Source organism: Agromyces sp. Root81 (genome assembly GCF_001429165.1).
In the GTDB taxonomy this organism is placed as follows: domain Bacteria; phylum Actinomycetota; class Actinomycetes; order Actinomycetales; family Microbacteriaceae; genus Agromyces.
Genome location: NZ_LMIR01000004.1, coordinates 185,798 through 205,731, shown reverse-complemented (window position 1 = coordinate 205,731; position 19,934 = coordinate 185,798). Strand labels below are relative to the sequence as shown.

Annotated in this window: 19 protein-coding genes; 17 read left to right on the top strand and 2 right to left on the bottom strand. The window is 70.0% G+C overall.

The window, feature by feature from the left end; translation table 11 throughout:
* Positions 1-91: 91 nt before the first annotated feature.
* Positions 92-1,276 (bottom strand): acetyl-CoA C-acetyltransferase, encoded by a 1,185-nt coding sequence (locus tag ASE14_RS17790; RefSeq protein WP_056658315.1) that lies wholly within the window; start codon positions 1,274-1,276, stop codon positions 92-94.
* Between the two features lie 147 nt (positions 1,277-1,423).
* On the opposite strand from ASE14_RS17790, the gene ASE14_RS17785 reads away from it, so the two are divergent.
* The 14 genes from ASE14_RS17785 to ASE14_RS20720 all read left to right on the top strand — a co-directional run bounded on the left by ASE14_RS17785 (position 1,424) and on the right by ASE14_RS20720 (position 14,068).
* The gene (locus ASE14_RS17785; RefSeq protein WP_056658312.1) at positions 1,424-2,620 is read left to right on the top strand and encodes a substrate-binding domain-containing protein; all 1,197 of its coding nucleotides are present in this window, start codon (positions 1,424-1,426) and stop codon (positions 2,618-2,620) included.
* A 64-nt stretch (positions 2,621-2,684) separates the two neighbouring features.
* Positions 2,685-3,440 carry an ABC transporter ATP-binding protein gene (locus tag ASE14_RS17780; protein WP_056658309.1) on the top strand — a complete coding sequence of 252 codons (756 nt, stop codon included), beginning with the start codon at positions 2,685-2,687 and terminating at the stop codon, positions 3,438-3,440.
* On the top strand, positions 3,437-4,165 hold the full coding sequence (locus tag ASE14_RS17775) for an ABC transporter ATP-binding protein (RefSeq protein ID WP_056658305.1): 729 nt from the start codon (positions 3,437-3,439) through the stop codon (positions 4,163-4,165). The genes ASE14_RS17780 and ASE14_RS17775 overlap by 4 nt, the downstream gene beginning before the upstream one ends.
* The gene (locus ASE14_RS17770; protein WP_056658303.1) at positions 4,162-5,037 is read left to right on the top strand and encodes a branched-chain amino acid ABC transporter permease; all 876 of its coding nucleotides are present in this window, start codon (positions 4,162-4,164) and stop codon (positions 5,035-5,037) included. The genes ASE14_RS17775 and ASE14_RS17770 overlap by 4 nt, the downstream gene beginning before the upstream one ends.
* Positions 5,034-6,212, top strand: a complete 1,179-nt coding sequence (locus tag ASE14_RS17765; RefSeq protein WP_082601030.1) for a branched-chain amino acid ABC transporter permease — start codon at positions 5,034-5,036, stop codon at positions 6,210-6,212. The genes ASE14_RS17770 and ASE14_RS17765 overlap by 4 nt, the downstream gene beginning before the upstream one ends.
* Positions 6,205-7,788 carry a class I adenylate-forming enzyme family protein gene (locus ASE14_RS17760; RefSeq protein WP_056658300.1) on the top strand — a complete coding sequence of 528 codons (1,584 nt, stop codon included), beginning with the start codon at positions 6,205-6,207 and terminating at the stop codon, positions 7,786-7,788. Before ASE14_RS17765 ends, ASE14_RS17760 begins: the two co-directional genes overlap by 8 nt.
* Positions 7,785-8,492 carry a TetR/AcrR family transcriptional regulator gene (locus ASE14_RS17755; protein WP_082601029.1) on the top strand — a complete coding sequence of 236 codons (708 nt, stop codon included), beginning with the start codon at positions 7,785-7,787 and terminating at the stop codon, positions 8,490-8,492. The genes ASE14_RS17760 and ASE14_RS17755 overlap by 4 nt, the downstream gene beginning before the upstream one ends.
* Positions 8,489-9,235, top strand: a complete 747-nt coding sequence (locus ASE14_RS17750) for a 3-hydroxybutyrate dehydrogenase (RefSeq protein WP_056658297.1) — start codon at positions 8,489-8,491, stop codon at positions 9,233-9,235. Before ASE14_RS17755 ends, ASE14_RS17750 begins: the two co-directional genes overlap by 4 nt.
* Positions 9,232-10,131, top strand: coding sequence for an alpha/beta hydrolase (locus tag ASE14_RS17745; RefSeq protein WP_235511470.1), 900 nt, complete (start codon positions 9,232-9,234; stop codon positions 10,129-10,131). The genes ASE14_RS17750 and ASE14_RS17745 overlap by 4 nt, the downstream gene beginning before the upstream one ends.
* Complete coding sequence (locus ASE14_RS17740) at positions 10,128-10,901, top strand: CoA transferase subunit A (protein WP_056658292.1); 774 nt, start codon at positions 10,128-10,130, stop codon at positions 10,899-10,901. The genes ASE14_RS17745 and ASE14_RS17740 overlap by 4 nt, the downstream gene beginning before the upstream one ends.
* Position 10,902: 1 nt before the next feature.
* Entirely contained in the window at positions 10,903-11,535 is a 633-nt protein-coding gene (locus ASE14_RS17735) for a CoA transferase subunit B (protein ID WP_200953378.1), read from the top strand.
* A 15-nt stretch (positions 11,536-11,550) separates the two neighbouring features.
* Positions 11,551-12,600, top strand: coding sequence for an alpha/beta fold hydrolase (locus ASE14_RS17730; RefSeq protein ID WP_056658289.1), 1,050 nt, complete (start codon positions 11,551-11,553; stop codon positions 12,598-12,600).
* Positions 12,601-12,705: 105 nt separating this feature from the next.
* Positions 12,706-13,836, top strand: coding sequence for a flavodoxin-dependent (E)-4-hydroxy-3-methylbut-2-enyl-diphosphate synthase (gene ispG / locus ASE14_RS17725; protein ID WP_056658285.1), 1,131 nt, complete (start codon positions 12,706-12,708; stop codon positions 13,834-13,836).
* Between the two features lie 73 nt (positions 13,837-13,909).
* Entirely contained in the window at positions 13,910-14,068 is a 159-nt protein-coding gene (locus ASE14_RS20720; RefSeq protein ID WP_157373078.1) for a hypothetical protein, read from the top strand.
* A 30-nt stretch (positions 14,069-14,098) separates the two neighbouring features.
* Here ASE14_RS20720 and ASE14_RS17720 read toward each other — a convergent pair whose 3' ends face one another.
* On the bottom strand, positions 14,099-15,532 hold the full coding sequence (locus ASE14_RS17720; RefSeq protein ID WP_056658282.1) for an RNB domain-containing ribonuclease: 1,434 nt from the start codon (positions 15,530-15,532) through the stop codon (positions 14,099-14,101).
* Positions 15,533-15,585: 53 nt separating this feature from the next.
* On the opposite strand from ASE14_RS17720, the gene ASE14_RS17715 reads away from it, so the two are divergent.
* The 3 genes from ASE14_RS17715 (at position 15,586) to ASE14_RS17705 (ending at position 19,897) form a co-directional block, all read left to right on the top strand.
* Complete coding sequence (locus ASE14_RS17715; protein ID WP_056658279.1) at positions 15,586-15,804, top strand: hypothetical protein; 219 nt, start codon at positions 15,586-15,588, stop codon at positions 15,802-15,804.
* Positions 15,805-15,859: 55 nt separating this feature from the next.
* Complete coding sequence (locus tag ASE14_RS17710) at positions 15,860-17,623, top strand: proline--tRNA ligase (RefSeq protein ID WP_200953377.1); 1,764 nt, start codon at positions 15,860-15,862, stop codon at positions 17,621-17,623.
* A gap of 249 nt (positions 17,624-17,872) precedes the next feature.
* Positions 17,873-19,897, top strand: a complete 2,025-nt coding sequence (locus ASE14_RS17705; RefSeq protein ID WP_056659214.1) for a PhoX family phosphatase — start codon at positions 17,873-17,875, stop codon at positions 19,895-19,897.
* Positions 19,898-19,934: the final 37 nt, after the last annotated feature.

The window sequence follows — 19,934 nt, the reverse complement described above, 5'->3', positions numbered from 1 at the left end:
GCTGCGCCCCTCCCGTCGGCGCGCGGGCGGCGCCGGTGGCATCATGCTGCCACAGGCGTCGCCCGGCGTGCAGGACGGGTTCGCGTCGGCGTCAGCGCGAGAGCAGCAGCGCCTCGCCCTGGCCACCGCCGCCGCAGAGCGCGACGGCGGCCCGGCCGCCGTCTCGACGGGAGAGCTCGAGCGCGGCGTGCAGCGCGAGCCTCGCGCCTGATGCGCCGATCGGGTGGCCGAGGGCGATCGCGCCGCCGTGCACGTTGACGATGTCGGCGGAGACGCCGAGTTCGCGAGCGGACTCGAGCGAGACCGCTGCGAACGCCTCGTTGATCTCGATGAGGTCGAGTTCGGCGGCCGTGCCGCCCGACTTCTCGAGCGCGGCGGCGATGGCGTTGGCCGGCTGGGCGTGCAGCGAGTTGTCGGGGCCGGCGACCTGTCCGGCCGCGCCGACGAGCGCGAGCCAGGGGAGTCCGCGGGATTCGGCCCACTCGCGGCTCGCCACGACGACCGCGGCGGCGCCGTCGGAGAGCGGCGAGGAGTTGCCCGCCGTGATCGATCCCTCTGCGCTGAACGCCGGTCGCAGCTTCGCGAGCACGTCGACCGTGGAGTCGGGTCGCACGCCCTGGTCTTCGGCGACGACCACCGGGTCGCCCTTGCGCTGCGGGATCTCGACCGGCACGATCTCGTCGGCGAAGAGCCCATCGGCCTGCGCAGCACCGGCGCGCACATGGGATGCCGCAGCGATCTCGTCCTGCGCGTCGCGGGTGATCCCGTAGCGGCCGTTGAAGCGCTCGGTCGAGGCGCCCATCGATTCGCGATCGAAGGCGTCGGTGAGGCCGTCGTGCGCGGCGTGGTCGAGCAGCTCCCACGATCCGTAGGCCTGGCCGCGGCGGGAGCCGGGAAGCAGATGCGGGGCGTTGGTCATCGACTCCTGGCCGCCGGCCACGACGACGGATGCCTCGCCGAGACGGATCAGCCGCGCGGCATCCGTGATCGCGACGAGGCCCGACAGGCAGACCTTGTTGATCGTGGTGGCGGGCACCCGCCAGGGGATGCCGGCCGCGACGGCCGACTGCTTCGCGGGGTTCTGGCCGGCGCCGGCCTGGAGCACCTGGCCCATGAGCACGGCGTCGACGTCGTCGGGGGAGACACCGGCCTTCTCGAGTGCGCCGCGGATCGCGACGGTGCCGAGCTCGACCGCCGTCCGGCCCGCGAGGTTGCCGTTGATGCGGGCGAACGGGGTGCGTGCCCCCGCGATGATCACGACGTCGGGGATGCTCATTTCCAGGACTCCTTCGTTCGGGTTGCGAGCTGCGCTGCTCTGAGCCTATTGTACTTTCCTGAGACCTGAACCAGCTGTCAGGTTTGCGAATTGCACCACATCGATCCACACCAGATTCAGCCGTTCAACGTTGAGAGGCACACATCCATGCGGGCTACGAAGAAGTATCTTGCGACGGCCGTCATCGCCGCCGCCACGATTGCATTGGTCGGGTGCGCCCCGACCGCCACGGGAGAGTCGGGGGCGACGGATTCCGCCGAGCCCGTGAAGATCGCGATGATCACGAGCCAGACCGGCCCGCTCGCCGGTTACGTCGCCGCGTACACCGCGGGCTTCGAGGCGGGCCTCGACTACGCGACCGACGGCACCGGGATGGTCGACGGTCGCGAACTCCAGATCGAGTGGGCCGACGACCAGGGCAACCCCGACACCGCCGTCTCGAAGGCGAAGGACTTCATTGGGCAGGGCTACCAGATTCTGGCCGGCACTGCGGCATCCGGCATCGCGACGGCGCTCGCCGAGCAGGCCGAGCAGAACCAGGTCCTCTACATCTCCGGCGCCGCAGCTGCCGACGCCATCACCGGCGTCAACGAGTACACCTTCCGATCGGGTCGCCAGACCTACCAGGACGTCGCCACAGCGGGCACCTTCATCGGCGACCCCGCAGGCCAGAAGGTCGTGGTCTTCGCGCAGGACAACGCATTCGGCCAGGGCAACCTCGCCGGCGTGCAGGCCGTGCTCGGCGGCCAGGGCGCCAACGTCGAGGGAGTGCTCGTCGCCGAGGACGCCACCGAGTTCACGCCGTTCGCACAGCAGATCATCGACAGCGCGCCCGACCTCGTCTTCGTGGCGTGGGCCGGCGCATCGTCCGGTGCCATGTGGACCGCGCTCCAGCAGCAGGGCGTGTTCGAGCAGGTGCCGGTCGTCACCGGCCTCGGCGATGTCGCCACCTTCGGCGCCTTCGGCGAGGCCTCGAGCGACATCTCGTTCCTGAGCCACTACTTCGAGGGAGCGACGGGAACCGACGCCGAGGCCGCGATGATCGAGTACATGGAGGCCGAGGGCACAACGCCCGACCTGTTCTCGCCCGACGGCTTCGTGACCGCCCAGCTCATCGTGCAGGCCGTGCGCGAGGGCGGGGACACCGTCGACGGCATGATCGCCGCACTCGAGGGCTGGACCTTCGACTCGGTGAAGGGCGAGATCACCGTGCGCGCCGACGACCACGCCATGATCCAGCAGATGTATCAGGCGAAGCTCGTGCAGGACGGCACGAGCTGGGTGCCCGAGCTGGTCGACACGGTCGACGCGGAAGTGGTCGCACCACCGGTCGCCGGCAAGTGACCAGCGCGGCGGCCGCGCACCCGAACGCGGCCGCCGCTCCTTCCCGATTCGCAGTAAGGCGACCATGACCAACGAAGCGATGCTCAGCCTCGAGCACATCGGACTCCGCATCGGCGGCGCCCGCATCCTCCACGACGTCTCCCTCGAGGTGCCGCCGGGCGAGATGCTCGGCGTCATCGGCCCCAACGGTGCAGGCAAGACCACCCTGTTCAACGTCATCTCGGGCGTCATCCGCCCGACCGGCGGCCGCGTCGCCATCGACGGCGCCGACGTCACACGGGTGCCCATCCATCGCCGGGCGGCAACCGGACTCGGGCGCACATTCCAGACGTCGAGCCTGTTCCCCGGCCTCAGCGCACGGGAGAACGTGCGCCTCGCCGCGCAGGCGCACCTGGGCGGCGCCACCTCGGTCTTCCGCATTCCGAGGGCGAGCGATGATGCGAGCCGACGTGCACTCGACTGCCTCGCCGAGGTGGGACTCGAGCATCGTGCCGACGCCGGGGCGGCGGAGCTCGCTCACGGTGAGAAGCGCAAGCTCGAGATCGCCATGCTCATCGCGACCGACCCCAAGGTGATCCTCCTCGACGAGCCGATGGCGGGGGTCTCCTCCGGCGACGTGCCCGCCCTCACGGAGGTCATCCGCGGGTTGCATCGGGGCGGGCGCACCGTACTCATGGTGGAGCACCACATGGAGGTCGTGCTCGGGCTCGTCGACCGGGTCGCCGTCATGCATCACGGCGAGCTGCTCGCCGTCGACACCCCGGAAGCGGTCATGGCGAACCCGACCGTGCAGTCCGCCTACCTCGGGGAGGCGGTGTGAGCGCGCCGATCCTCACCGTGCGCCGGCTGTCGGGTCGCATCGCGGGCCAGCAGGTCGTCGAGAACGTCTCGTTCGAGGTGCCCGCCACGGGCGTCACCGCCCTGCTCGGGCGCAACGGCGTCGGCAAGACCTCGACGATCAGGTCCATCCTCGGGCTCATCGATCGCACCGGCGAGGTCACGCTCGACGGGCACCGCATCGACCGCCTCCCGACGCACCGCATCGTGCAACAGGGCGTCGGCTACGTGCCGGAGGACCGCGAGGTCTTCGGCTCCCTGACGGTCGGCGAGAACCTCAGACTCGCCGAACGCGACGACCGGCCGCGCCGCGACTTCGTCGCACAGCTCTTCCCCGACATCCACGATCGCCGTGCACAACGTGCAGGCACACTCTCCGGAGGGCAACAGCAGATGGTCTCCCTCGCCAGGGCGCTCGTGAACGAGAACCGGCTCCTGCTCGTCGACGAACCGACGAAGGGCCTCGCCCCGAAGATCGTCGATGAGGTCGCCGTCGCGCTCGCCGAAGCCGCACGTACCGTGCCGATGCTCCTCGTCGAACAGAACCTGCACGTCATCAGGGCGCTCGCCGACCGGGTCGTCGTGCTCTCCGGCGGCCGCGTCGTCTTCACGGGCGAGGCCGCTGACCTGCTCGACGACGAGGATCGCATCCAGCGATACCTCGGCGTCCACGATGCGGATGCGGCCGCAGAAGGGAGCAGCCGATGAGCACCGTCGTCCTCCTCGTCATCACGGGCCTCGGACTCGGCGCCCTCTACTTCCTCGTGGCGAGCGGGCTCTCGCTCATCTACGGCCTCATGGGCGTGTTGAACCTCGCCCACGGCTCGTTCCTCACGATCTCGGCGTTCCTCGGTTGGGAGGTCGGGCGCCGCGTCTCCGACGGCACCTGGCTGGGGCTGGCCGTCTCGGCGCTGGTCGGCATCGCCGTCGGCGCGATCGTCGCCGCTCTCACCGAGTACCTCCTGATCCGACGGCTCTACGAACGCCACATCGAGCAGGCCCTCGTGACCGTCGGCCTCTCGCTCGCGAGCGTCGCGCTCTTCGAAGGCATCTGGGGCACCGACCCGATCTACACCGAGAAGCCCGACTGGCTCGGCCAGACCACCGTGATCCTCGGTGCCAAGATCCCGAACGACCGGTTCCTGCTGATCGCCTGTGCACTCCTCGTGCTCGGCGGCATCGTGCTCTTCCTCCGGAGGACCCGGTACGGCCTCATCATCCGCGCCGGTGTCGAGAACCGCTCGATGGTCACCGCGCTCGGCATCGACGTGCGCCGCTCGTTCACGCTCGTCTTCGCCATCGGCGGGGCTGCCGCCGGGCTCGGCGGGGTCCTGTCCTCCGTGTACTACGGCTACGTGTCGGCGCATCTCGGTTCGACGCTGCTCATCTTCGCGTTCATCGTCACCGTCATCGGCGGGCTCGGTTCGCTCACGGGCGCCGCGATCGCCTCGGTGCTCGTCGCCGTGCTGCAGCAGTTCGCCAACTTCTACCTCGGCGGCACAGGCGACCTCGTCGTCGTGATCGCCCTCGCCGCGGTGCTGCTCGTCCGCCCGCGCGGACTCCTGGGGAAGGTCGCATGAACGATCGACAGACGCTGGGCTCCGCCCGGCAGACGACGGATGCCGCGGCATCCGATTCCACGACGGCACCGGCCGGCACCGCGGCATCCGCCCGCCGGCCCCTCTGGCTCGCGCTCGGCGGCACGGCACTCGTGGTGCTGCTCGCGCTGCTCCCACTCCTCGCGATCGACATCCCTGGCGTGCTGCCCGGTCCGACCTACACGCCGGGCACGCTGCAGCTCCTCGCCTACGCCATGCTCATCGCGGCACTCGCCCTGAGTTATCGCATGATGTTCGGCCTCGCGGGTCTGCTGTCGTTCGGCCACGCCCTGTTCTTCGCAGCGGGCGCGTACGGGCTGGGCATGGCACTCGACGCCTTCGCACCCGTCGAATGGCCGAGCGAGCTCATCTTCCTCGTGTCGATCATCGTGACCCTCGTCGCCGGTCTCGTGCTCGGCGCGACGGTCGGGGCGCTCGCACTTCGGGTCACCGGCATCGCCTTCGCGATGGTCACACTCGCGTTCGCCCAAGCGGGTTCCGTGCTCATCAGACGCAACCCCGGAGGCGCCACCGGCGGTGATGAAGGGCTCGCACTCGACATCACGAACGTGCCCGACGCACTCGTGGGCGTCATGAACACGCGCAACCTCTACTGGGTGGCGCTCGGCGTGCTCGTCCTCGTCTATCTCGTCGTGCTCTGGGTCGAGAAGAGCCGCGCCGGTCATGTCGCGGAGGCGACACGCGAGAACGAACTGCGCGTGCGGGTGCTCGGTATCCGCCCATATCGGCTGCAGCTCCTCATCTTCATCGTGGCATCCGTGCTCGCGGCGGTCGCCGGGATGGGGTACGTGCTGCTGCAGTCCGGTGCGACGCCTCGCATCGCCACCGTCGACTTCACGCTGAATCTCCTCGTGATCGTCGTGCTCGGCGGGGTGGGGTATCGCTGGGGCGCGATCGTGGGCGGTATCGTCTACACACTGCTCGACCAGCGACTGACGGCGCTTGCGGGCTCGGACGCGATCGCGGCCCTGCCAGACGTGCTCCGGATCCCGCTCTCCGAGCCGTTGTTCATTCTGGGAACGCTCTTCATCCTCGTGGTGCTGTTCCTGCCCGGGGGGATCGCCGGCATCCCGCAGCGCATGCGGACGGGCCGGAAGCAGCACCCGGCCGAAGCGGAGGAGACCGCAGATGCCTGACGCACGCCACACTCTCGGACGCTGGACGCGTGATCGTGCACGCACCACCCCAGAGCGCATCGCGATCGACGACCGCGGCGTCGTCGTCACCTACGGCGAACTCGATGAGCGGGCCGATCGGCTCGCGGCGGCGTTCCGGGAGGCCGGTTTCGCGATCGGCGACCGGGTGGCCACCCTCACCGGCAACAGCGCCGACCAGGTCGTGCTCTTCTTCGCCTGCGCCAAGGCCGGCCTCGTGCTCGTTCCCCTCTCGTGGCGACTCGCCGCCCAGGAGCTCGCCGCCCAGCTCGAGATCGTCGAACCCGCGTTGCTCCTCGTCGAGAGCGAGTTCGAGTCGCTCGCCAGGGCGACGCTCGCCCGGGTCGTGCGACGCATCCCCACTACCGCGCTCGGCGCGCAGGGCGTCGAGACCGAGGTCCCGGCGCCCGCTCGCAGCGGTGCGGAGGTGCCGTCCACTCGTCTCGAGGTCGCCGACGACGACGCACTCCTCATCATCTTCACCTCCGGCACCACATCCACGCCGAAGGGCGCCGTGCTCACGCACGCCAACTGCTTCTGGACGAACCTGTCGTTCTCACGCACGTCAGAGCTCCGCGCGGCTGACACGGTGCTCGCCGTGATGCCGCAGTTCCACGTCGGCGGATGGAACGTCCAACTGCTGCTCGCGTGGTGGACCGGTGCGACGGTCGTGCTCGAGCGCACGTTCGAACCCGGCCGGGTGCTGCACCTCATCCAGGAGCGCGGCATCACGACGATGATGGGGGTGCCGGCGAACTACCTCTTCCTCGCGCAGCACCCCGACTTCGCGCGCACCGATCTCTCGAGCCTCGAGCACGCGGTCGTCGGCGGTGCGCCGATACCGCAGGCCCTGCTCCACGTCTGGCATGCCCGCGGTGTCACGCTCGCGCAGGGCTACGGCCTCACCGAGGCCTCGCCGAATGTGCTCTGCCTGCGAGACGAGGACGCCCGCGCGTATGCGGGATCGGCGGGCAAGCCCTACCCGCACGTCGATGTCGCCGTCGCAGATCCCGTGACCGGAGAACATCTCGACGGCGAAGCCGAAGGGGAGCTGCTCGTGTGCGGACCATCGGTGTTCGCAGGGTACTTCCGCGATCCGGTCGGCACCGAGGCCGTCCTCCGCGACGGATGGCTGCACACCGGGGACCTCGTGCGCCGCGACGCCGACGGGTACTTCACGATCATCGACCGCATCAAGGACATCTACCTGTCCGGGGGCGAGAGCGTCGCGCCGGCCGAGGTCGAAGCGGTGCTCAGGCGCCACCCGGCCGTCGCCGACGTCGCCGTCGTCGGCGTCCCCGACGACCGCTGGGGCGAGGTGGGGGCGGCATGGGTCGTCGTCGGCCGCGGCCGCGTCACGGATGCCTCCGAGCTCACCGACTTCGCCCGCGACTCGCTCGCCAGGTTCAAAGTGCCGCGCGACGTGCACCTGATCGAGGAACTGCCGCGATCGACGGCCGGCAAAGTGCTGCGGCGAGTGCTCGTCGAGCGCGCCGCGAAGATCGCCGCCGCCGATGCCGGTTCTGAAGCCACGCACCTTCGAGAGGATGCACGATGAGTGCCGCACCCCGCACCGCACGCGGCGAGAAGACCCGCCGCCGATTGCTCGAGGCCGCCGAACACGTCTTCGCGGCCAACGGCTACCACGAGGCATCCGTCTCGCGCATCACCGACCGGGCCGGCGTCGGGCAGGGCACGTTCTACCTGTACTTCGACACGAAGCTCGACATCTTCAACGAGCTCGTCGAAGACCTGAACCATCGCGTGCGACAGGCCATGAGCGAGGGCACGCGCGGGGCGACGAACCGCATCGAGGCCGAGCGCGCGGGCTTCGCGGCGTTCTTCAGGTTCACGGCGGAGCATCCAGCGCTCTACCGCGTCGTGCGCGAGGCCGAACTCGTCTCGCCCGATGCCCTGCGCCTGCACTACACGCGCATCGTGGAGGGCTACATCGACGGGCTCCGCGAGGCGAGCGAAGACGGCGAGATCGGCGACATCGACCCGACCGTGGCCGCATGGGCGCTCATGGGCATCGGCGAGATGATCGGCATGCGGTGGGTGCTCTGGGGCGACGGCGACGCCGCGCCCGGCGACGACGCCGATCCGACGGCGAGCGGCACTCGAGCCGTGCCGCCCGATGTGCTCGACGAGATGATGCGGTTCATCGAAGGCGCGCTCGGCCGACCGACCCGTGGCGGCGGCCCGAAGGACACAGATGGAACGGGTCCGCGCAGCGGCGCGGCAGACATGGAGGAATCGTGACCGATCTCAGCGGGCGCCGTGCGCTCGTCACCGGAGGAGCGAGCGGCATCGGGGAGGCCTGCGCCCGCGCATTCGCCGACGCAGGTGCCCACGTCACCATCGTCGATCTCGACGGCGAGGCGGCCGAGCGCCTGGCGGCGGACCTCGACGGCGAGGCGTGGCAGGTCGACCTCAGTGACACGGCCGCGCTCGCCGACCTCTCGCTCGACGCCGACATCCTCGTCAACAACGCCGGCATCCAGCACGTGCGCCCCATCGAGGAGTTCGAGCCCGAGCGCTTCGCCTTCATCATGCGACTCATGCTCGAGTCGCCGTTCCTGCTCATCCGGGCCGTCCTTCCCGGCATGTACGGACGCGGCTTCGGCCGGGTCATCAACATCTCGAGCGTGCACGGGCTGCGGGCCTCGCCGTTCAAGTCGGCCTACGTCGCGGCCAAGCACGGTCTCGAGGGCCTCTCGAAGGTCACGGCGCTCGAGGGCGGTGCACACGGCGTCACCTCGAACTGCATCAACCCGGGCTACGTCCGCACCCCGCTCGTCGAGCGGCAGATCGCCGACCAGGCGAGGCTGCACGGCCTCACCGATGCGGAGGTGCTGCCGAAGGTGATGCTGACGGAGTCCGCGGTCAAGCGACTCGTCGAACCCGATGAGGTGGCCGGCCTGGCACGCTGGCTGGCCGGACCTGCCGCGGGCATGGTCACCGGTGCGAGCTACACGATCGACGGCGGATGGAGTGCCCGATGACCCGAACCTCGTTCGCAGTGCCGGTCGAAGGCGGAATGTTCTCCGGGGGGCAGTGGCGAGCGGATGCCACGGGGCTCCCGGTGCTCGCCGTGCACGGCATCACAGCGACCCATCGCAGCTGGGACGTCGTCGCCGACGGATTCGACGGCCGGCGCGTGATCGCACCTGATCTGCGCGGTCGTGGCCGCAGCAACGCGCTGCCGGGGCCGTACGGCATCGAGCGCCACGCCGACGACATCGCGGCGATGCTCGACGCGCTCGGCGTCGACCGCGCCTTCGTCGTCGGCCACTCGATGGGTGCGTTCGTCTCGGTCCGGTTCGCCGAGCGCCATCCCGATCGGGTCGCGGGCGTCGCGCTCGTCGACGGCGGGCTGCCCGTGCCGAATCCGGCGGGCGTGCCCGCAGATCAGCTCCCGGCCGTGATGCTCGGCCCGGCACTCGAGCGGCTCTCGATGACCTTCCGCTCGCGGGCCGACTACGTCGATTTCTGGCGGCGGCATCCGGCGCTCGGGCCGTACTGGAACGATGCGATCGTGGGCTACGTCGAGTACGACCTCGAGGGCGAGGAGCCGAACCTCCGCAGTTCCGCCGTGGCGGAAGCGGTCGCCGAGAACGTGGTGCAGCTCGATGGGGCGAACGGGTACGTGGAGGCGTTGACAGCGCTGCCCGGCCCGGTCGACTTCTTCCGAGCTGCACGCGGGCTCCAGGACCAGGCGCCGCTGTATCCCGAGTCGATGCTCGCCGACTGGGCCGAGCGGATGCCGCAGCTCGCCGTGCACGAGGTCGCCGACGTCAACCACTACACGATCGTGATGACCGAGCCCGGCGCGGGTAGCGTGATCCCTGTGATCCGTGCCCGCATCGAGGCGGCGGAAACACAGGAAGGTGCATCGTGACACTCGACAAAGTCGTCGGGTCCGCTCAAGAGGCGGTCTCCGACATCCCTTCAGGGGCCAGTCTCGCCGTCGGCGGATTCGGACTCTGCGGCATCCCGATGGTGCTGATCCAGGCCCTGCTCGACGCAGGGGTCGACGGGCTCTCCGTCGTCTCGAACAACTGCGGCGTCGACGATTGGGGGCTCGGCGTGCTGCTCGCGAAGCAGCGCATCGCCAAGATGACCTCGTCGTACGTCGGTGAGAACAAGGAGTTCGAGCGGCAGTACCTCTCGGGGGAGCTCGAGCTCGAGCTCACGCCGCAGGGCACGCTCGCCGAGAAGCTGCGGGCCGGAGGCAGCGGCATCGCCGCGTTCTTCACCCAGACCGGCGTCGGCACGCAGGTCGCCGAGGGCGGGCTGCCGCGGCGCTACCACGCCGACGGCACGATCGCCGTCGCGAGCCCCGTGAAGCCCGTGCAGACGTTCGACGTCGGCGGAGCGCCGCGCGAGTTCGTGCTCGAGGAGGCGATCACGACCGACTACTCGCTCGTGCACGCGCTGAAGGGCGACCGGTACGGCAACCTCGTCTTCGACAAGTCGGCGCGCAACTTCTCGCCGCTCGCCGCGATGGCAGGGCGCATCTGCATCGCGCAGGTCGAGGAGATCGTCGAGGCCGGCGAGCTCGACCCCGATGCCGTGCACCTGCCCGGCATCTACGTCGACCGCATCGTGGTCGTCGGCTCCGACATCGAGAAGCGCATCGAACGTCGCACCGTGCGAGAGGGGAACTGAGATGGCACTGACCCGCTTCGAGATGGCCGCCAGGGCCGCTCGCGAACTCGCCGACGGCTCCTACGTGAACCTCGGCATCGGCCTGCCGACGCTCGTGCCGAACTACGTGCCCGACGGGGTCACCATCCTCCTGCAGTCCGAGAACGGGATCCTCGGCGTCGGGCCGTACCCGAGCGACGACGCCGTCGACCCCGACCTCATCAACGCGGGCAAGGAGACGGTGACGGTGCTGCCCGGTGCCGCCTACTTCGACTCGGCGACGAGCTTCGGCATGATCCGCGGTGGCAAGATCGACGCCGCCATCCTCGGCGCCATGCAGGTCTCCGCTGCAGGCGACCTCGCCAACTGGATGATCCCCGGCAAGATGGTGAAGGGCCCGGGCGGTGCGATGGATCTCGTGCACGGCGCGCGCCGCAAGATCGTGCTCATGGAGCACGTCGCCAAGGACGGCTCGCCGAAGATCGTGCACGAGTGCTCGCTGCCCCTCACCGGCCGCGGCGTCGTCGACCGCATCATCACCGACCTCGCCGTCATCGACGTGACGCCCGAAGGGCTGCGGCTCGTCGAGTGCGCCCCCGGTGTGACGGTCGACGAGGTCGTCGCCGCCACCGAGCCCCCGCTCATCACGGACTGAACGGACTCGCGCGCAATGGTCGAGACGATCTTCCCCGGCATCGTCGCTCGCCGGGTCGAGACGCCGCGCCTCGTCGCCGGCGTGCTCGAACGGCGGGCGGACGCCCCGTCGGCGTCCGTGGTCTTCGTGCACGGCAACGTGTCGTCGTCGTTGTTCTGGCAGCCGATGATGCTCGCACTGCCGCCCGGGATCGCGGCGTACGCCGTCGACCTGCGCGGTTTCGGCGACAGCGTGACGCTGCCGGTCGATGCCACCCGCGGGCTGCGGGACTTCTCCGACGACGTGGCATCCGTCATCGACGCCCTCGATCTCGGCGCCGTGCACCTCGTCGGCTGGAGCATGGGCGGCGGCGTCGTCATGCAGCTCCTGCTCGACCGGCCCGAGCTCGTGGCGAGCCTCACGCTGCAGTCGACGGTGTCGCCGTACGGATTCGGCGGCACCGTGCTCGACGGCTCGCTCCAGACGGCGGATGCCGCAGGCACCGGCGGCGGGGGAGTGAACCCCGATTTCGTGGCGAGGCTCGAGGCCGGCGATCGGAGCGACGAGCCGGGGTCGCCCCGTGCCGTGTACCGCTCGAGCTATGTCGCGCCGGGCTTCGTCTCCGAGCATGAGGACGTCTGGGTCGAGTCGATGCTGACGACGGCGATCGGCCTCGACAACTACCCGGGGGACTCGACCCCGTCGGAGAACTGGCCGGGATTCGCGCCGGGCGGCCGCGGCGTGCTGAACACCATGGCGCCGCCCGTGTTCGACACGAGCGGCATCGTCGACCTCGCGGCGAAGCCGCCGATCCTCTGGATCCACGGCGCGCAGGACGCGATCGTGGGCGACGCCTCCTTCTTCGACCTGAACCAGCTGGGCGCGGCGGGCATCATCCCCGGCTGGCCGGGCGAGGAGGTCGCGCCGGCCCAGCCGATGATCTCCCAGACCCGTGCCGTGCTGGATCGCTACTCGGATGCGGGCGGCCGGGTCACCGAGCTCGAACTCGAGAACTGCGGGCATTCGCCGCACCTCGAGCACCCCGAGGCGTTCCGCGACGCGCTGGTGGCGATGTTGTCCGAGTGATCGACTGGGCCGGCCCACCGCATCTCGGGGTCGACAGATCCGCGTGGCATCCGCCGACCACCCGTACGGAAGTAGACTCGTCTCGTGCCTGCTGTGAATCTCGGAATGCCCAAAGTCCCTGAGGTACTGGCCCCGCGACGCAAGTCGCGCCAGATCAAGGTGGGCAAGGTGCTCGTCGGCGGCGGCGCTCAGGTGAGCGTTCAGTCGATGACGACGACGCCCACGACCAACATCAACGCCACGTTGCAGCAGATCGCCGAGCTCACCGCGTCGGGCTGCGACATCGTGCGGGTCGCCGTGCCGAGCCGCGACGACGCAGAGGCCCTGCCGATCATCGCCAAGAAGAGCCAGATCCCGGTCATCGCCGACATCCACTTCCAGCCGAACTACGTGTTCCAGGCGATCGACGCCGGCTGCGCCGCCGTGCGCGTCAACCCCGGCAACATCCGCAAGTTCGACGACCGCGTCGGCGAGATCGCGAAGGCGGCGAAGGACGCGGGCGTCTCCCTCCGCATCGGCGTGAACGCCGGTTCGCTCGACCCCCGCCTGCTCGAGAAGTACGGCAAGGCGACGCCCGAGGCGCTCGTCGAGTCGGCGGTGTGGGAGGCGAGCCTCTTCGAGGAGCACGACTTCCACGACTTCAAGATCTCGGTCAAGCACAACGACCCGATCGTCATGGTCAAGGCCTATCGCATGCTCGCCGAGCGGGGCGACTGGCCCCTGCACCTCGGCGTCACCGAGGCGGGCCCGGCGTTCCAGGGCACGATCAAGTCGGCGACGGCGTTCGGCATCCTCCTGGGCGAGGGCATCGGCGACACGATCCGCGTCTCGCTGTCGGCACCGCCGGTGGAAGAGGTCAAGGTCGGCCTGCAGATCCTGCAGTCGCTGAACCTCCGCGAGCGCAAGCTCGAGATCGTCTCGTGCCCGTCGTGCGGTCGCGCCCAGGTCGACGTGTACAAGCTCGCGAACGACGTCACCGACGGTCTCGAAGGCATGACGGTGCCGCTCCGCGTCGCCGTCATGGGCTGCGTCGTCAACGGCCCGGGCGAGGCCCGCGAGGCCGACCTCGGCGTGGCATCCGGCAATGGAAAGGGCCAGATCTTCGTGAAGGGCGAGGTCATCAAGACCGTTCCCGAGTCCGAGATCGTCGCCACGCTCATCGAAGAGGCCAACCGCATCGCCGACGAGATGGGCGCCGACGCGCCGGTCGGCACTCCAGAGGTCGTCACCCCGTAGTCGTGCGCGCCGCCCGAGCGTATCGTGGGCGGCAGCGGATGCCCCGGGCATCCGATCGCGAGAGGAGACCGCGATGAGCGGCGACGGCAGCGAGTTCGAGTACCCCGACACGGCGGGCTACCCCGACGGCATGGGCACCCTGCATGAGGGCACCGACGATGCTGCGACGGAGGCGGAGGACGACCTCGAGACGTTCGCGCTCGGCGACGAGGAGGACGTCGAAGGCGTCTGACGGGCGCCGCGTTGCGAGCGGCCCGGCCGGTCAGGCAGCGACGGCCGCGCGGAACTCGATCGTGCCCGTGGCGATGTCGGCCGCGAGCAGCTCCACTTCGAGTTCGGTGCCGGCGCGTACCCCGTCGGGCGTGGGACAGGTGGCGGTGACTGCCGGATCGGCGAGCTGGAGCACCGCTCGCTCGCCGCGCACCTCGAGCACGGTCGCGATGAAGCGCTCTCCGACTCGCGCGCTCAGCAAGGCCGCTTCGACGCGCGCGATGGACTCGGCGTCGAGGCGGCTCGCACGTTGCGCCGAGGCGCCCATGAGCGAGGGCAGCTCGCGAAGCGATGAGCGCGCCCACTCGGGCACTTCGCGCCCGGCGCAGAGCGCCTCGCACACGACGAGGCCCCAGCGGTCGACGAGTCGCCGCAGCGGTGCGGTGACGTGGGCGTACGGCGCCGCGAGCGCCGATTGCACGGGGTCGGGCGGGACCGTGCCGTCGAGGGCGAGGTAACCGGCGCCGCGGAAGAGGCCGGATGCCGCCTGCATCACGGCGAGCGCGGCGGGATCGTCGCGGTCGAGCCCGCGGAGGTACTCGCCGTAGGAGATGGGCTCCGGCCACGGTCGGCCGAGCGCGTGAGTCTGCGCACGGAAGGCGGCGATGCGCTCCTCGCTCGGCTTCGGCATCGTGCGGAGCACTCCGACACGGGCCTCGAGCATGAGCTGCGCGGCGGCCATGCCCGTCATGAGCGACAGCTGGGCGTTCCACTCCTCGACCGGCAGCGGATGCCGGCGTTCGAGTGAGTAGCCGCCGCCCGAGGTGCGCACGATCTCCTCGTCGGGTGAGTTGAGGCTCGCACCGCCGCGGGCGCGCTCGACCTCGATGCGGAGGAGCCCCACCTCGCGCAGCAGCGCGAGCGGGGAATCGCCGTCGCCCCCGTCGATGCGAGCCTGCGCCTGCTCGTAGGTGAGCTGTTCGCGTGAACGCATCGTCGCCCGGGTGAGCCGTGTGCGGGTCACCGTGCCTCGCTCGTCGAGCTCGAACGCCCAGACGAATGCGGTGCGGTCCACACCGGGCAGCAGCGATGCACGGTCTTCGCTGAGCACCACCGGATGCAGCGGCACGCGGCCGTCGGCGGCGTACAGGGTTTGGCCCCGGCGCCGGGCCTCACGGTCGACGGCGCCGTCGGGGATCACCCAGCCGGGGACATCCGCGATCGCGTAGTGCACCAGGAACCCGGTCGCCCGTCGTGCGATGTGGAGCGCCTGGTCGAGGTCCGTCGATCCCGCCGGGTCGATCGTGATGAACGCCAGTTCGCGCAGGTCGGCGCCGGGATCGTCTGCGCGCACCGCCTCGGCCTCGGCGAGCACCTCGGGCGCGAATGCCTCCGGCAGGTCCAGCTCGGCACGGAGCCGGGCGAGGGCGACGGCCAGTTCGCTCTGCGCGACGGAGTCCGTGACGTGCGTTCGGCGGCTCGGCATGGCCCCCAGCCTACGAGCAGCCCCGCGAAGCCGGTCGCAGATAGAGTGCCGGGATGACGATCAACACCCGACACATCGAGAACGCTGCCAACGCCCGGGACGACGCCTACCGGCTCATCGAGGAGTTCGCAGACGGCGAGGTGCCCGCTCCCGTGGTGGAAGTGCTCGAGAGTCTCGACACCGCGTTGTTCGACCTGATCAACTGGGCCGACCAGGTCAACCGTCACCTCGCGGAGGCCGGCGCCGAAGTGATCGACGCCGACCTCACCTGAGTCGTTCCGGGCGAACCCGGGCAGGAGGCATCCAAGTGCTCAGTAGAATCGTCGGGTGCCCACACGTCTGACGAACTACTTCCTCCGTACGCTCCGCGAAGACCCCGCCGACGCCGAAGTCACGAGCCACCGCTTGCTCGTGCGCGCCGGCTACATCCGGCGCCAGGCGCCAGGCGTGTTCGCCTGGCTGCCGTTGGGACTGCGAGTGAAGGCGAAGATCGAGGCGATCATCCGTGAGGAGATGACGGCCGCGGGCGCGCACGAGGTGCACTTCCCCGCGCTGCTGCCGCGCGAGCCCTACGAGGTCACGAACCGCTGGACCGAGTACGGCGACACGCTCTTCCGCCTGCAGGATCGCAGGGGCGCCGACTACCTGCTCGCGCCAACGCACGAGGAGGTCTTCACGCTGCTCGTGAAGGACCTCTACAACTCCTACAAGGACCTGCCGCTGTCGATCTACCAGATCCAGGACAAGTACCGCGACGAGGCGCGCCCCCGCGCCGGCCTCCTGCGCGGCCGTGAGTTCACCATGAAGGATGCCTACTCCTTCGACATCTCCGACGAGGGGCTCGACGCGAGCTATCAGGCCCAGCGCGACGCCTACGAGCGCATCTTCGCCCGGCTCGGGCTCGAGTACGTGATCGTCAAGGCGGATGCCGGGGCGATGGGCGGTTCGAAGAGCGAGGAGTTCCTGCACCCGACCCCCGTCGGCGAAGACACCTTCGTGCGCTCCGCCGGCGGCTACGCGGCCAACGTCGAGGCCTTCGAGACGATCGTGCCCGAGTCGATCCCGTTCGACGGGCTACCGGCACCGCTCGTGCTCGACTCCCCGAACACCCCCACGATCGCGACCCTCGTCGACCTCGCGAACGCCGAGTACCCGCGGCCCGACGGGCGCGCCTGGACCTCGGCCGACACCCTGAAGAACGTCGTGCTCGCCGTCGTCCAGCCCGATGGCACCCGCGAGCTCGTCGTGATCGGCCTGCCCGGCGACCGCGACGTCGAGATGAAGCGCGTCGAGGTGGCCTTCGCCCCCGGCGAGGTCGAGCCCGCGACCGACGCCGACTTCGCGAAGCACTCCGGTCTCGTGAAGGGCTACATCGGCCCGTGGTCCGAGGGCGGCGCCGTGCTCGGCGAGGAGTCCGCCACCGGCATCCGCTACCTCGTCGACCCCCGTGTCGTCGACGGCACCGAGTGGATCACCGGAGCGAACGTCGACCAGAAGCACGTCTTCGGGCTCGTCGCCGGCCGCGACTTCGTCGCCGACGGCACCGTCGAGGCGTCGAACGTGCTGCCCGGCGACCCCGCGCCCGACGGCTCCGGCCCGGTCGAACTCGCCCGCGGCATGGAGATCGGCCACGTCTTCCAGCTCGGGCGCAAGTACGCCGAGGTGCTCGGACTCAAGGTGCTCGACGAGAACGGCAAGCTCGCGACCGTCACGATGGGCTCCTACGGCATCGGCGTCACCCGCATCCTCGCGATCATCGCCGAAGACAACAACGACGACAAGGGCCTCATCTGGCCCTCCGCCGTGGCGCCCTTCGACGTGCACGTGGTCGCGACCGGCCGCGACGACACGGTCTTCGACGCGGCCGAGACGATCGTGGCGGAGCTCGAGGCATCCGGTCGCGATGTGCTCTTCGACGACCGCCCCAAGGTCTCGCCCGGCGTGAAGTTCGGCGACGCCGAGCTCATCGGCGTGCCGAAGATCGTGATCGTCGGTCGCGGCGTCGCCGACGGCATCGTCGAGGTGTGGGATCGCGCGAGCGGCGAGCGCACGCAGGTGCCGATCGGCGAGGTCGCTGCAGCACTCGCCTGACGCCGGCTCGGTCACCTGAACCGCTCGCTCCCACCTGGTGGGAGCGGGCGGTTCAGTGCTGCTGGTGCGGCTCGCTCGTCCCGTGCAGTGGATGTCGCGTCGTGGAGCGGCATCGTTCACTGCGGGTTCACCGCGCGTTCAACCGTCGTCTGATGCGGATTCGGTTTCCGCGAGCACTCTGCAGAGTGGAATCCCGACCACGAACGTGAGGACCGATCCGTGACGATCACCGACATCCAGCTGCTTCCGATGGCCGATCACGTGCGCGGCAAGCGTTCGCCGGTGACGTGCCACTTCAAGTGCGGCAACGCCTGTCTCGGCCCCGAGTGCAACACGTCCTCGAACCCCGCCTTCCGCGAGATCGCCTCCGCCGCACTGTCGCGGCGCGCGCTGCTCGGGCTCGGTGCCGCGGGGGCCGTGGGCATCGCGCTCGCCGCCGCGACGCCGACCGGCGCGGCCGTCGCCGCCCCCGGTGGCGGAGCCTCGGGCGCCCCGGGCGGCCTGCCGTTCGACGCCATCTCGCCGGTGCCGAAGATCGTCGACGACTTCAACGTGCCGGAGGGGTACACGTGGGCGCCGATCATCCGCTGGGGCGACCCGCTGTTCTCCAGCGTGCCGGCCCTCGACTTCGACAACCAGACGCCCGAGGCACAGGCGGGCCAGTTCGGCTACAACTGCGACTACCTCGACATCATCGCCGATCGGAGCGGTCGCACCGGCGTGCTCGTGAACAACCACGAGTACGTCAACCCGGGAATCATGTTCCCGGCGACGAGCGACACCGCCGAGCTCGACCGTCGCGCCGTCATCTACAAGGCCGCCCACGGCTTCTCGGTCGTGGAGCTGCGGCGCAGCAAGCTCGGCCAGCCCTGGCGCTACCTCGTCGACGGTCGCCGCAACCGCCGCATCACCGCCGACACCGTATTCGAGCTCACCGGCCCCGCGGCCGGCACCGATCTCGTGAAGACCGCCGAGGACGGCGAGGGCCGCTGGGTGAAGGGCACGCTCGGCAACTGCGCCGGCGGCACCACGCCGTGGGGCACCGCGCTCTCGGGCGAGGAGAACTTCGACGGCTACTTCGCCTGGGCCGCCGACACCGCGGGGCAGAAGCGCTACCGCGCCACGCCCAGCGCGAAGTCGACCTACACGTTCGAACGCATCGACCCGCGCTTCGACGCGCACGACGCCGGCTTCGTGAACGAGCCCAACCGCTTCGGCTGGATCGTCGAGATCGACCCGGAGGACCCGGCCTCGACGCCGCGCAAGCACACGGCGATGGGCCGTTTCAAGCACGAGGGCGCCAACGTCATCATCGCCGAGGACGGCCGCGCGGTCGCATACATGGGCGACGACCAGACGAACGACTACCTCTACAAGTTCGTCTCCAAGGGCACGTTCGACCCGGGACGCACCCCCGTCGCGCGCCGCAACAACCTCGGGCTGCTCAGCGAGGGCGACCTGTACGTCGCGAAGTTCACGGGCAACTCGCCGGCCGCCGAGATCACCGGCACCGGAGCGCTCCCCGCCGACGGCCTCTTCGACGGCACCGGCCAGTGGATCCCGCTCACGCAGGACGGCGAGAGCGTCATCTCCGGCATGAGCACCGAGGAGGTGCTCGTCTTCACGCGCCTCGCTGCCGACACCGTCGGCGCGACGAAGATGGACCGCCCCGAGGACGTGCAGCCCAACCCGAAGACCGGCAAGGTGTACGTCGCCCTCACGAACAACTCGTCGCGGTCACTCGCGACGATCGACGAGGCCAACCCGGTCACGGGCAACCGCAACGGGCACATCATCGAGCTGACCGAGACCGCCGGCCAGTCGGGCACCGCATTCGGCTGGAGCATCCTGCTGCTCTGCGGCGACCCGGCGGTCGACCAGAACACCTACTTCGCCGGGTTCCCGAAGGAGCTCGTGTCGCCGATCTCCTGCCCCGACAACGTGGCGTTCGACTCCGAAGGCAACCTCTGGATCTCGACCGACGGCGCGCCCAGCAAGATCGGATTCAACGACGGACTCTTCAAGGTGCCGCTCGAGGGGCCCGACCGCGGCCGCGTGCAGCAGTTCCTCTCGGTGCCGCGCGACGCCGAGACCTGCGGGCCGGTCATCCATGACCAGGAGGGCATGGTCTTCGTCGCCGTGCAGCACCCGGGCGAGGAGGGCACGGTCGGCGCGCCGACCTCCTACTTCCCCGACTACGTGCCGTCGCACCGCCCGGACACCGGCCTCGTCGCCGCGCCGCGACCCTCGGTCGTGCAGGTCTGGCGCGCGTAGCTGGGACGCGCAGCACTCGACGGAGGTGACGGATGCC